Here is a 12,379-nt window from a genome sequence, read left to right as displayed (position 1 = left end):
AGGCGTGAGTTGCCGGTCTGATGGGCTGCATCAAGCGCTTTGGCCACGCAGCATTGGCTCGCGGACTAGTTGCGTTCGCGGGCGACGTGTTCGCGGACCGCGGGGATGGTTTCAGCGGCGAAGCGCTCGATCACGTCCTGGTCGTCGCTGGCCAGAATGAAGATGCTGACGCCGTCCTCGACGGCCAGCTGGGTCAGTGCCTCCGGAGTCTGCTGGCCCGGGAAGATGTTGAGTAGACGGGTGATCTCGCGGGGATCGCGGCCGGCGGCCCGGGCGGCATCGTCGATGATCGCGTTTCCCTTTGACACGCCGCCCGGCTCCATCATCGGCAGCGACGGCAGCCAACCATCGGCCTTGCGTCCCACCAAGCCCTGCATCTTCGGCTTGTGGGCGCCGAGCCAGATCGGGATCTCGTGGGCGGGCGCGGGTCCACGCTCGGCGCCGTGGACCGAATAGAACTCGCCGTCAACATCCACGCCGCCGGGCCCGTCGGCATCCCAGACCCCGCGGATGATGTCGATTGCCTCGTCAAGTGCCGCAACGCCCTGTAGCGGGGTCAGCCGCCGTCCGCCGATCGCCTGCACGGCATCCCAGTAGAAGCCGGCTCCGAGTCCGAGGCTGGTCCGTCCACCGGAGAGCAGGTCGAGGCTGGCCGCCGCGCGGGCGAGTACGGCGGGGGGCTGACGCAGCGGCAGGTTCAGCACGTTGCCGGACACTCCGATGCGCTCGGTCCGCGCGGCCACCCAGCTCAGCAGAGTCCAGGTATCGAGAAAGCTCGACTGGTAGGGATGGTCCTGGAAGGTGACGAAGTCGAAGCCGAGCCGCTCGCTCAGCTGCGCCAACTCGACCGGACGGCTCGGCGGGGAGTTGGTGGGACCGAGGAACGTTGCGAAACGCAGGGGATGACCGTAGTCAGGCATCGATGTCTCCTTCAGTCGTTCGTTCGTGGTCAGCCGCGACGCGACGTCGTCGCGCAGAGCGTGTCGTCAGATCAGGGCGCTGACGATTTCATCGAGAGGCTCGGGCTGGCCGGCCTCGTGGTGAAGGCTGGTGCCACCGCGGGTCAAAGCACCGCGGACGACAGCGGCGGCCCGGAACAGGCCGGCGGCCCACCAGAAGCCGACAGTGAACCCGTGCACGGTGGCACCAACAACGGCCGTGCTGCCATGGTGGGTCTGCTCCTAGTGCGGTCAGGTCGGAGCGCCGACATAAGGCACTCCTCTGGTCGGCACTCGCCGTTAGATCTGGCTGAACCCGCCGTCGACGACTAGGTTCGCGCCGGTGATGAAGCTGGCGTCCGAGGAGGCCAGGAACAGCGCGGCAGCCCCGATTTCCTCGCTGGTTCCCAGCCGTCCCAGCGGGATGGCGGCGGTGATCTGTTCCCGAAACGCGAGGGGCACGGTGCTGAAGAGCGCGGTGTCGATCGAACCGGGACTGACGACATTCACCCGGATACCGCGGACCTTCAACTCCGCGGCCCAGGTGCGGGCAAGTGAACGAACGGCGGCCTTGCTAGCCGAGTAGACACCGGCACCGGGGATGCCCTTGGTCGCGCTGTTCGTGCCGTTCAGGATGATCGACGCACCGTCGCTCATCAATGGCAGCAGGTACTGAACGGTGAACACAGTGCCGCGGAAGTTCACGCCCACCAGCGCATCGAACCTGTCGGCGGTGATACTTCCCAGCGGGTCGGACACCGACGCGACGCCAGCGCTCGCAAATAGGACGTCGACTCGTCCGTGGTGCTCCCGCACGGTCTCGGCCAAGCGAGCCAGGTCGTCCAGATTTCCCGAGTCCGCCTGTACACCCGTCACGTTGTGGCCGATGGCCGCGACCGCCTCGTCCAGTCTGTCCCTGTCTCGCCCGGTGATGAACACGTAGGCGCCTTCGGCCACGAACAACTTGGCCGTCGCCAAGGCCATCCCAGAGGTTGCTCCAGTGATCACGGCGACCTTGCCATCAAGTTTGAGCATGTTGACCTTTACCTTTCTGTCGGCTGAACGGCTGAACGGCTGAACGGCTGAACGGCTGAACGGCTGAACGGCCGAACGATGTGTAAACCTGCGAGGTACGTCGGGCCGGCGAGTTGACGCCGCTCGTGCGAAGCGTTCCGCAAACGGGGCTGGTCTCCCGTTCATGACTGCATGCCCACCGTAACAGATGCGTGCGCGCGCATGTAAACGGGCGGGCATCAAATTTCGGGTACACTGCCGAGCGTGAGGGCACCCGTGTCGCAACCGCGAATCATTTCCCCGGACCAGGTCAACGGCTGGTTTGCGCTGCTGTTCACCCACGCCACGGTCACCGGGCGGATCGACGCCGTGCTGATGGACCAGCACAAGATCTCGTTCAGCACCGTCGAGATCCTGTGCTGGCTCCTGGAGGCCGAGCCTCAGTCGGTTCGAGGTCTGTCTGGCAAACTCGTCAGCGTCAGCCCGACCAGAGCATCACGGTTGGTTCAGGGACTGATCGATGCCGGGCACCTACAACGTGGAGCCGACCAAGGCGACGGTCGGGTGTCGCTCATCAGCTTCACCAAAAGCGGACGGCACTTCGCCGAGACGGTCAGACGAACCTTCGAAGATTCGGTCAAGAAATATTTCGTCGATCCCCTCAACGACGATGACATCGCTGCCCTCACCCGGATCTGGGCCAAGCTCGAAAACGCAGAAGGTCCTAGTTGAGGGAATCCGATTCGCCCTGATCGCTGCCCCTCTCCCGGCGACACGAGACCGATCGGCGGCTGTCGCCCGCTGTCTGGACTTCGGGCGACAGGACCGCACGATGCTGGGATGGATCGCTGCGACGACCACACTCAGCTGCCATCCGTGAGCGATCGCGACATGCGCACCTTACGTCGCCGAAGACCGAACTCCACACCAACAGGACGCGGTCGCTCGCACCAGCGCTCTCGGCGATGAGCTGACAGCCGCCGACTGGCCGGACCCCGAGAGCTGATCCACGGTTGGTGAGAGTCGTTCATCGGTGGGCGCAAGCGGCAGCGTATAGACCGCTGGGGCTTGGTAGCCGAGCGAGCTGTGTCGTCGGCGCCGGTTGTAGTCCTCCTTCCAGTCGCTGATCACGACTCGGGCTTGGGCCAGCGACTGAGGTTCCCCCGAGATGCGGAGGGTGTTGACAGAGGGTCAGATGGGACTCATGAGAGGAACATCGACCATGGCCGCCCCCAGAAAGTACTCGCTGCGCCGGGGGAGGGGGACTCAGCCGAGTTTTTGCTGCTGAGCCCAGGCGTGCACATCGGTGATCTTGAACTGCAGCTTGGCGCTACGGCCGTTCCCGAACTTGTAGGGCGCGAGTCCAAGTTTGGGTGCGTCTCGGTACACCCATGTGATCGACATGTTCAGATATTCGGCGGTCTGCTTGGCGCTCATGAACTGGGTGGGCATGCAAGGTCCTCAAGGTCGCATGGGAAAAGAGGGCCTGAGCCTCCGAGGCAGAGCGCGGTTTGCCGAGGCGGGAGATCCAGTGGTAGAGGATCAACCCTCGTCGGTCGACCCGGCCGCGGCTGTCGGCTGCTGCCGATCCGACGAGACATACGGTCACTGCCTGACAGGCGATCACCCTGTCCTCGCCCCGGCCCCGTGATCTTTTGCGAATCGAACGGACGAACGCCGCTCGCTTCACGAACGGGACACTGTGCGCATGGAGCGGACCATTCGACCAGCTGGGCCACCGGGGTGACGACGAGACCGTGTGCACGCCCGTCCCCTCGGATGGCCTTCGCTCGATAGCGTGAGATCGGCTGCTGGAATCCGTCCGTTCGGATGTCCGCGCGAAACTTGCGCGGTGCGCTCCGTCGAGGTTGTCAGCAGTTCTCGCATCACGGGTCGCATGCGGAACAGAACCCGGCGTATAGCCTGACTCGTCTGCCGCTCTACGTTTCCGCAGGTCAGACGCAATGTTCCGAGGTTGAACAAATCGCTCGGGTCGAATCCGGGGCGAATTCACCCTCATGTATTGTCCGCCCTGTCCAGCCGGCAGACGGGCAGGGCGGACATATCAGGCGATCTGTTGGCGCAAGTCATACTCGGAAGCAGGCAGACAGCAGGCTGAGACGCCTCGGACGCACTCGAAAGTATTGTCCGGCGGGTCTTGTCCGCGACGCGGAACTGATGTCGGCCAGGAGCGTCGAGTCGGATCTTGCGTCGCTCAATGGACTTGGTCGCGATGGCGCACCGTGTGGACGGCGTCAGGAGATGAGGTGACGACAGTTCGTGCCGAACTGTGGGTTGGCTTGCCTGAAGTCCGTTCCTCGGCGCATCGACGCGGTTGGCGATCATCTGCCGTGTGACGGCGGCGTCGGCCACTACTGTGGAAGACCTCGTCGCACAGCGGGTCGCTCTGGCTGATGACGATGTACGCGGGCGAGAGTACGGTGAGCTCCTGGGCGCGGCCAGCGGCGTGTAGGTGGACCTTGCCCGTGCCGACGACGGACGTCCTCGTCGAAGGGGAGGGCCAGCCGAGTTCCGGTTGCAGAAGTCTCGGCCTGGGTGCCGCGGAGGGTGCGCATCGAGGGGGTGCCGAGGCGGTCGCCAGCGGAGGCTCGCTTGCGCATGTACGGTGCCGTGACCAGTGGCACGCCTCTTGCGGTCTTTGATGCCTTCCCTTTCACTGTGCGCATCTTCTGGTTCTTGGATTGCCGGTATTCGGATGCGGCTCACCCCGTCGTGCGAGGCTGTGTCGGCGGCGGCTGAATCCTGGCTTAGTCAAGATTGCCGTGAAGCCGATCACGCTTCCGTGCGCCGGTGACGCTCCGTCACCTGGTCCTCGACACTCGCCGAGTGCGAGGAGCTGCTGAAGACGGTGTTTCCGCACCTGGGCGGGGTGCTTGTGGAGGAAGTGAGTGCTGAGGGTGGGGTGTTGCGCATTGTGGCGAGAACCCCGGGGTCGGTTCCAGCACTGTGTCCGGACTGCGGCGCGCCGTCGGTACGACGGCACAGCGGATACCAGCGCCTTCTCGCAGATGGTGCGATCGGCGGCCGGCAGGTGTCCATCGAGTTGTCTGTCCGCCGTCGGTTCTGCGATGCGCCGGAGTGCGACTGGGTGACCTTCGCCGAGCAGATCGAGGGGTTGACAGTGCGCTATGGGCGTCGGACCGCGCTGCTCAGGGACCTGTTGAATGCGATTTCGGTGGCTCTGGCCGGTCGGGCCGACGAGCGGCTGGCGGCCCGGCTGCCGACGCCGGTCAGCCGGACCACGTTGCTGGGACTGGTCATGGCTCTGCCGGATCCGCCCGCTGGGACGCCCCGGGTACTCGGGGTCGATGAGTTCGCCACCCGCAAGGGACACAACCACGAGACTGTGCTGGTCGATTGCGAGACACACGCCCCGATCGATCTTCTCCCGGACCGGGAGGCGGCCACCTTCGCCGCCTGGCTCACCGAGTACCCCGGAGTGGAGATCATCTGTCGCGACCGGGGCGGTGCCTCCACCATTAGCGGGCGCCCGCTCCGGAGCCCCCGACGCCGTGCAGGTCGCAGATTTGTGGCATCTCTGGCACAACCTCGCCGAGGCCGTGAAGGTGCTGGTCAGCAAGCACAGTTCCTGCCTTCGCGAGCCGCCCTCTGCTCCGGAGGCATCCCCTGAAGTCCTGCACCCGCCGCTCTTCCACGCGGGCCGGCTGGCCGAGCGGGCCCGGCAGCACCACACCGCCGTGCACGATCTCTTCGACCAGGGCCTCACCATCCGGGCCGTCGCCCGCCGCCTGGAGCTGTCCCGCAACACCGTCCGCCGCTATGCCCGTGCCGTCACCTGGGAGGAACTGGCCACCGGCCGCTGGCAGAACCTCCCCAGCACCCTGGACCTCTACAAGCCCTAATTCCTCTGTAACAGCTCCGACTGAGCTCCTGGGCGCCCCTGCCGCAGGGACAAGCGCGGCTCGCTCGATCCCACCGGCGCGAGCCCGGCGCGGCTCCCCAGCCCCGCTGCAGCGCCGATCCCCACCGTGGGGATGACGCGGCGTCCAGCTGCCCGAAAAGGTAGGCGCACGACTCCGTCCAGCGACCCCGGATGCGGCGGCCGGCGCCTCGGACCGGCCGGTCAGCTCGGCTCGGCAAGCGTGTACATGACGGTGTGCCCCTGCTTGTGCCGCGCAACCCTTCCCCGAGCGACCAGCCCCTCCAGGGTGTTGCGAACAACCTGGTTGCTGGTGACGCGATCCGGCTGCCTTTCCTTGCACTGCCGCCAGATCTCTTTCGCCGAGCGCGGCTCGGTCTCAGCATGCAGCAGATCCACGAGAAGGTCTTTGAGCAGCGGCTGCTGACCTCCGCCGCTGCGCCGCCCGGACCCTGCGGGCAGGCCTGGCTGCGGGTCAAGCCTTGCCGGAGTCGTAGGGGAAGGCTCCGACGCCGCTGCTTGCGTTGCCTGGGACTGATGATGTGCCGAACCTGCGCGCCCCGTGGATGCTCCCGTCACCTTGATGATGTCCAGCAACAGCGTCTCCTCCTGCTGCAGAACATCCAGATGGCTGAGCAACTCAGCCTGCCGTCGGCGGTTCTCCTCCAGATCTGCAACGGCCTGGTCTGAGTAACGCGCCCTGAGGGTCACCGGATCAGGTTTGGTCGCCATGGCCGTTTACTCCCTTGCATATGGATGACGTTGCGCATGTTACTCAAGAGTCCGAAACCCTCGGATCTGCTTGCCATATACATAGGGAACACATACGGCCAGGCCAGCGCATACGTCCGGCCGCTCCGGGAGATACGTGGGTGGGGCCGGGCCAGCCATGGGATGCCTCCGACTGCGAGCGTGAAGACAAACTCTCCGCCCACCGGCCCGCCGCGCCAGCAGACCGCCGTGCAAAGGACCGCTGCACATCGTCACTCGATGGTTTGCTTTGCGTACAAGGGCCCCCGACTCTGGCGCCGCATGGTTGACGAGATCGGTCGATCACCGGGAAACCGGTAAGGTACGGCCTCGAACAGCGTCCTGCGGGCAAGGTGCGGAGTAGATGGCCAACCGAAGTTATCGATCACCTCGTCGTGAGCAGCTCGCCGCAGATACCCGAGCGGCGATTTTGGAGGCCGCGCAGGAGCTGTTCATCACGGAGGGTTATTCCTCTGTGACGGTGGCGAAAATCGCTGCAGCTGCAAAGGTGGCCTCGCAGACTGTCTACGCCAGTACCGGGGGCAAGGCAGACATCCTCCGCGACCTGCTTGCGCCCGCCATCCATGACCCCAGCGTTGCGGAGACGATGCGCCGTATCTTCGAAGCGGACGACCCGCGAGAGGTCATCAACGCAACGGCGCTTGGAACGCGGCAGGCGCACGAGAGGCACTGGAGGTTCCTTGCCTCGCTGGTCCCTCAGTGTCACGCGGAACCGACCGCCGCAGCGGTACTCGCTGCCGGCAATGCGGAATACATCAAAGCGCTGACGGCGGTCATCGAGCGCCTTGAGCAAATGGACGCGCTGCGGCCCGGCCTCGACACGGGCAGGGCCGTCGACCTGCTGTGGTTCTACCTTGGCCAAGACGCCTGGTTCAGCCTCGTGAGCCATCGGGACTGGAGTTTCGACGCTGCCGAGGAGTGGCTCGCGGGGGCTGCGAGACAGGCTCTGCTCGCAGCCCCGTGAGCAGCACACATCACAGGGCGATATCTGCCAGCCGGTCGACTTGCCCGATCTCGTCGGACCAGCAGCCGAGCATCACTTCGTCCGCTCCGAGATCGCGGTAAGCCTCGACTGCCTGCCGGATACCGTCCTCAGTAGTGATCATCTCCTTGGCGCTCGTCTCGGCGAACGCCGGCGCGAACCCGTAGTACCGCAACATGTTGACCCGCGCCTGTTCCACCGTCGCCTCCGGGCCCAGCGCCACATTGATCTGGCCGATCAGCACAGGCTGGCCCTCACGGCCCGCCTCCTGCCACTGCCGGCGGACGAGCTGGAGCATGCCATCCGCCTGCTCGGGCAACGCAGCGCACAGGAACCCATCACCCCAGCGGGCGACCCGCGCAAGGGCGCTCGGCGCGAACGCCCCGAACAGCAGTTCCGGTCCCCGGGCGCGCAGCGGGCTCGGCCCCACAGCGCCGATGCCGTCGCTGAGCGGGGCACCGGACCAGATGCGCCGCATCACGGTGAGTTGCTCCTCCAGCCTCCGGCCGCGGCGGGCGAAGTCAGCACCCACCGCGCGGAAGTCGTCATCACGCGCGCCCACCCCCAGCCCAAGGGAGAAGCGTCCCCCCGAGAGACGGTCGAGGGTGGCGGCCTGCTTGGCCAGCACCACCGGCTCGCGCAACGGCGCCAGCAGAATCTCCGACTGCAGGCGAATCCGCGTGGTCACCGCTGCCATGGCAGCGAGCATCATCATTGTCTCGGGATTGTCGTAGACGATCCGGTCGGGCAGTCCGAGACGGTGGTACGGGCCCTCATCTGCGCGCTGCGCCCAGGAAAGCAGCGCCTCGTGATCCACGAAGGGCACGGCGAGGCCGAGTTTCATCGTTCTCCGCTCCTGGCCGTGCCGGAGAGCACCGCGAGATCCGCTCGCGCCTGTTCACGCATGGCAGGGACGAACTGCTGGGCCGGCTCGGGCAGGCCCGACAAAACGAGCGCTACCTCCTCGGGCGTTCCCACCTCGTCGAAGAAGCCCACCGTCAGGTGTGCCGCCTCCATGGGCGACGTGGCGATCACCTGCTGAGAGAAGGCCGCCCAGCTTTGCGCTGACACGTACTGGGCGAGCGCAGGGAAGAGGATCGGCTCCTCGTGCTCCAGGTGCCGATGTACCAGCTCCCGGACGGCCTCCGCTACCCGGTGCAGGTTCTCACGGTCGGCGTCGTCGGCGATCGATGCCGACTCCAGCGCGTCGAGTGCCGCGTCGAGCTGGTCGTGCTCCTCGGCGAGGGAGTTCATAGCCGCGGCCATGTCCGGCGCGGCGTCGACGATCATCGGCCAGAGCTGATGGTCTTCCGTCTCGTGGTGATGATGCAGGTTCTTCACCACATACGTGCGCAGCTGGTCCAGCGCCTCCAGAGGCACCGACGCACGCAGGGCGGCTTGGGAGAGAACAGTGGTGGCGCGGCGATGCATTTTATGGGTCAGACGCGTCTCGGTAACAGCGACAACCTCAGTACCGGGGTTCATGATCACATCATAATCGATAGAGAGCTCTTTATCCAAAACTCCACCAGGGTTTAAACCTATCCCGCTCCACGACCGGGTATCAGGCAAGTCAGCTGTACAGCGCGGGAGTTCACTGAACGTCGAAGGTGGCTGTCGCAGGAGCCGACGGCTGCACGCAGCACGCGCCCGGCCCCGCACGTATAACCTCCGACGCCCCCAGGCCCACAGGCACCCCGACGCTCCCCATCCTGGCCGGCGCCGACGCTCACGCGGGCGCGCCGGCCCTCTCTCAGCTCAGGTCCCCGCGGGGAGAGTACGCACCACGTTCTTGCGCAACGCCAGGAGAGCCGAAAGCACAACGGCGGACACGATCAGTGTCAGCGCCGTGACCATCACTGTAGCGATCGCACCCAGTCCGAGGGACGGTGGCACGTTGAGGGCCCAGGCTCCCAGAAGCCCGGTAGCCAGCACTGGCGGGAGGGCGAGCATGGTGGCCGTGGTGACGTAGATCAAGGCTTCTGCTGCCGCGGACGACAGAACCGTTGCGGTCGTACCGCCGCTGGCGATGAGGAGGGCAACCTCGTGATTACGTTGGCGGCCTGCCATGAACAGGGTCACGGTTGCACCGATCAGAGACAGCAAGAGCGGCCCTCCCAGCAGCAGCACGACGCCGCCAGTCGACAGGGCTTCGCCTGCCGACGTTGTGCCGTGAGATGCATAGAGCCCTCCGGCCAGTGCCATTGCCACCACGAGAGGGTTGATCACCGCAGCACTCTGGCCGGCGCGATGGGCTGTGGCTTGTCGCGCGAGATGCCACCAACTGGATGCTGACGGCGGCACGACGGCCGTCCAGGTCCGCAGGAGCGGAGCGATGAATATCGGGCTGAGAGCAGTCAGGAGGGCTGCGGTCAGTGGACCGATGAGGATGAGCGCTGTTCCTGCCTTGTCCGGAACCGAGCCGGGCAGGCTGAAAACGACACTGCTCAAGGTCAGCAAGAGTGCACCGGCACAGATCCATCGTGCCGGACTCATACCGCGGTTGGGCAGATCAGGCGCGCGCAGTGCTTGGATGGCGGAAGTCCGGCCGGCCCGGCGGGCGCCGCGCATGCTGCCAGTGACTGCCGTGAGCAGAACGCAGGCCACGACCGCGGCCGCTGCGGCAGGCCCGTACTGGGGTGTGACATCGCGCAGTTCCGGCACATCGGCGAAGCAGAACGCGAACAGCGGCTGCAACGTCGGTATCGCCACCACCGAACCGATGGCACCGCCGAGAAGGGCCATGACGGCAATCTGGGCCTGCACGACAGCGCGGACTTCGCCGGGGCCCAGGCCGACCAGCTGCCACAACGCATAGGAACGCTGGTGCAGGGTGACGGCGAGGTTGGTAACTGCCCCGAGCACGACGACCGTGGAGATGGTAGCGAAGAGGACCACTGTTCCGCTGATGCCGTACAGGGCCAGGCCGGCATTGCCGCCCACCGTGACGGCGGTCTGTATGTCGCTGGCGACCACCGCGCCGACCACACCTGCGACAGCAGCGATCAGCACCGCACCCAGCCAGATCCTCAGATTGTCCAGCAGGTCGCCGAAGACCAGTCGCAGCACGTCACACCGCCCTGGTGGCGAGGGTCGTTACCGCTTCGAAGACCTCGTCGGCGCTTGGGCGATGCAGCTCGCCGTGAATTGCGCCGTCCCTGAGCACCAACACGCGGTCTGCGCGCGCGGCTGCCTGCAAGTCGTGGGTCACCATGACGACTGAGCTGTCGTCGGTTGCTGCGGTGCGCAGGAGATCGAGGACCTGGGCCCCTGCCTCGGTGTCCAGAGCCCCCGTCGGCTCGTCGGCGAATACGACGTCGGGCCGCATGGCAAGGACGCGGGCGATGGCCACACGCTGCTGCTGTCCACCCGACAGCGTCGACGGCTTTTGCTGGGCCTGTTTCGTAAGGCCAACCGCTGCTAGTGCAGCGTCAATCTGGCTCTGGCCTGCAGATCGGCGCGCCAGACGCGCGGGCAGGGCGACGTTCTCCCAGGCACTCAGAGAGGGGATCAGGTTGTACGACTGGAAAATGAAGCCGACGTGATCGCGCCGCAGCCGGGCTGCGGACTTTCGGCCAAGGCCGCTCAGATCCTGCCCGAGGAGCGTGACAGTCCCCTCCGTAGGCGGTTCAAGTCCGGCCATGCAGTAGAGAAGCGTGGACTTTCCGGAGCCGCTGGGACCGACGATCGCGACGAACTCACCGCGAGCGATGTCGAGTGAGATGTCACGCAGGACCATGGCTGCGGTCTGCCGGGGACCTGCGGGGAGAGCCTTACTCAGGCTACGTATCTCGAGTAGGTTGTCACTCATGTACGTGATCTTGACTGCTCGGGGATGGTGAATACGTCATTCCGCGGTGTGGTGTTTCTCGTTCGTGAGGAGGAGGGGCCCCTACTGGGTCTGCCGGACTGCCGAAGCGAGATGTCGAGGCAACCCAGCCCTGCGGAGCCTATACGTATAAGTCAATGAACTTGCCGACCTGACCATGGACCGCATGAGGTTGCCAGGAACGTATACCTGCTTCGGCGGGCGCCGGCACGGCCTCTGCCAAGTCCGTGTGAACCCTGACGTGAGGCAGGGACAGGAGAGGCTTATCGGCAACGAGCGCAGCGAGAGCAGCCCTGCGGTGGGCACAGGCCAGGGACCGCGGGTGTCCGCTGTGACCGGGATCTGCAAGAACCCGCAGAAATGCGCTGCTGCATCCGCATGGGGTCAGTATCCGTTCTGCGCTCGGTGCGGAGCCGAGTCCTCGACGATCAGTCGTCGCTACTGAGCTTCTCGAGTACGAGGTCACTGATCTCCGCCAGGAGAGTGATCTGGCCGGGCGTGAGGTGATCGAGGAACAGTGCGCGGACATCGGCGACGTGCTGCGGGGCCGCGGCCGTGATGGCTTCACGGCCCTGCAGGGTCACCGTCACGTAGGCTCCGCGCCTGTCATCGGCACATTCCGTCCGCTCGACCAGCCCCCGCTTCATCATGCGCGCAAGGTGGTGTGACAGCCGGCTCTTTTCCCACGCCAGAGTGCGGGAGAGCTCGACCATCCGCAGTCGGCCGCCGGGCACCCGGGTCAGTTCGGCCAGGACCGTGTAGTCGGCCCCCGACAGTCCGAATTCTCCCTGCAAGGATCGGCCTGTCCGGTTGACGAGGACGTCATTCATCCGTAGGAGGCCTCGCCAGGCACGCTCCTCGGTCGTCGTCAGCCATCGCGGAGAGTCACTCATGTAACCACTCTACTAAAGGTTGACGTATCATGCATGTATGCCCTTCAGGGC

At 65.6% G+C, this 12,379-nt stretch carries 14 protein-coding genes and 1 pseudogene; 4 read left to right on the top strand and 11 right to left on the bottom strand.

What is annotated here, in order from left to right:
* Positions 1 to 65: 65 nt before the first annotated feature.
* The 3 genes from ACZ4UV_RS49095 to ACZ4UV_RS49085 all read right to left on the bottom strand — a co-directional run bounded on the left by ACZ4UV_RS49095 (position 66) and on the right by ACZ4UV_RS49085 (position 1,973).
* Positions 66 to 920: an LLM class flavin-dependent oxidoreductase gene (locus ACZ4UV_RS49095; RefSeq protein WP_381802863.1), complete on the bottom strand. Its 855-nt coding sequence runs from the start codon at positions 918 to 920 to the stop codon at positions 66 to 68.
* A 66-nt stretch (positions 921 to 986) separates the two neighbouring features.
* Entirely contained in the window at positions 987 to 1,139 is a 153-nt protein-coding gene (locus tag ACZ4UV_RS49090) for a hypothetical protein (RefSeq protein WP_467848701.1), read from the bottom strand.
* A 99-nt stretch (positions 1,140 to 1,238) separates the two neighbouring features.
* Positions 1,239 to 1,973: an SDR family oxidoreductase gene (locus ACZ4UV_RS49085; protein WP_406434712.1), complete on the bottom strand. Its 735-nt coding sequence runs from the start codon at positions 1,971 to 1,973 to the stop codon at positions 1,239 to 1,241.
* Positions 1,974 to 2,216: 243 nt separating this feature from the next.
* Between ACZ4UV_RS49085 and ACZ4UV_RS49080 the strand changes: the two genes are divergently transcribed.
* On the top strand, positions 2,217 to 2,684 hold the full coding sequence (locus ACZ4UV_RS49080; RefSeq protein WP_381802856.1) for a MarR family winged helix-turn-helix transcriptional regulator: 468 nt from the start codon (positions 2,217 to 2,219) through the stop codon (positions 2,682 to 2,684).
* 295 nt (positions 2,685 to 2,979) lie between these two features.
* On the opposite strand, the pseudogene ACZ4UV_RS49075 reads toward ACZ4UV_RS49080, so the two are convergent.
* Together ACZ4UV_RS49075 and ACZ4UV_RS49070 are read right to left on the bottom strand one after the other, a co-directional pair.
* A pseudogene (locus tag ACZ4UV_RS49075) lies at positions 2,980 to 3,104 on the bottom strand (integrase core domain-containing protein); the annotation flags it as partial.
* Positions 3,105 to 3,218: 114 nt separating this feature from the next.
* Positions 3,219 to 3,404, bottom strand: coding sequence for a helix-turn-helix domain-containing protein (locus tag ACZ4UV_RS49070; protein WP_451022709.1), 186 nt, complete (start codon positions 3,402 to 3,404; stop codon positions 3,219 to 3,221).
* A 1,417-nt stretch (positions 3,405 to 4,821) separates the two neighbouring features.
* Here ACZ4UV_RS49070 and ACZ4UV_RS49065 point away from each other — a divergent pair.
* Both ACZ4UV_RS49065 and ACZ4UV_RS49060 read left to right on the top strand, forming a co-directional pair.
* A complete protein-coding gene (locus ACZ4UV_RS49065; RefSeq protein ID WP_467848691.1) occupies positions 4,822 to 5,604 on the top strand; it encodes a transposase family protein in 783 nt (260 codons plus the stop codon).
* A complete protein-coding gene (locus ACZ4UV_RS49060) occupies positions 5,486 to 5,836 on the top strand; it encodes a hypothetical protein (RefSeq protein ID WP_467848954.1) in 351 nt (116 codons plus the stop codon). Before ACZ4UV_RS49065 ends, ACZ4UV_RS49060 begins: the two co-directional genes overlap by 119 nt.
* A 221-nt stretch (positions 5,837 to 6,057) precedes the next feature.
* Here ACZ4UV_RS49060 and ACZ4UV_RS49055 read toward each other — a convergent pair whose 3' ends face one another.
* Positions 6,058 to 6,585 (bottom strand): hypothetical protein, encoded by a 528-nt coding sequence (locus tag ACZ4UV_RS49055; RefSeq protein ID WP_467848688.1) that lies wholly within the window; start codon positions 6,583 to 6,585, stop codon positions 6,058 to 6,060.
* Between the two features lie 382 nt (positions 6,586 to 6,967).
* Between ACZ4UV_RS49055 and ACZ4UV_RS49050 the strand changes: the two genes are divergently transcribed.
* Positions 6,968 to 7,588 (top strand): TetR/AcrR family transcriptional regulator, encoded by a 621-nt coding sequence (locus ACZ4UV_RS49050; RefSeq protein ID WP_467848685.1) that lies wholly within the window; start codon positions 6,968 to 6,970, stop codon positions 7,586 to 7,588.
* A 10-nt stretch (positions 7,589 to 7,598) separates the two neighbouring features.
* Here ACZ4UV_RS49050 and ACZ4UV_RS49045 read toward each other — a convergent pair whose 3' ends face one another.
* The 5 genes from ACZ4UV_RS49045 to ACZ4UV_RS49025 all read right to left on the bottom strand — a co-directional run bounded on the left by ACZ4UV_RS49045 (position 7,599) and on the right by ACZ4UV_RS49025 (position 12,328).
* On the bottom strand, positions 7,599 to 8,450 hold the full coding sequence (locus ACZ4UV_RS49045) for an LLM class flavin-dependent oxidoreductase (RefSeq protein ID WP_467848682.1): 852 nt from the start codon (positions 8,448 to 8,450) through the stop codon (positions 7,599 to 7,601).
* Positions 8,447 to 9,091: a hemerythrin domain-containing protein gene (locus ACZ4UV_RS49040; protein WP_467848679.1), complete on the bottom strand. Its 645-nt coding sequence runs from the start codon at positions 9,089 to 9,091 to the stop codon at positions 8,447 to 8,449. The genes ACZ4UV_RS49045 and ACZ4UV_RS49040 overlap by 4 nt, the downstream gene beginning before the upstream one ends.
* A 273-nt stretch (positions 9,092 to 9,364) precedes the next feature.
* Positions 9,365 to 10,675, bottom strand: a complete 1,311-nt coding sequence (locus ACZ4UV_RS49035) for a hypothetical protein (RefSeq protein ID WP_467848677.1) — start codon at positions 10,673 to 10,675, stop codon at positions 9,365 to 9,367.
* Between the two features lies 1 nt (position 10,676).
* Positions 10,677 to 11,345: an ABC transporter ATP-binding protein gene (locus ACZ4UV_RS49030; protein WP_467848674.1), complete on the bottom strand. Its 669-nt coding sequence runs from the start codon at positions 11,343 to 11,345 to the stop codon at positions 10,677 to 10,679.
* Positions 11,346 to 11,863: 518 nt separating this feature from the next.
* Positions 11,864 to 12,328: a MarR family winged helix-turn-helix transcriptional regulator gene (locus ACZ4UV_RS49025; protein WP_467848669.1), complete on the bottom strand. Its 465-nt coding sequence runs from the start codon at positions 12,326 to 12,328 to the stop codon at positions 11,864 to 11,866.
* Positions 12,329 to 12,379 lie beyond the last annotated feature (51 nt).

It is taken from the genome of Streptomyces sp. NPDC028289, assembly GCF_055565975.1.
Note: the sequence above shows the minus strand (reverse complement) of the source record. Positions and strands in the feature narration are given on the sequence as shown.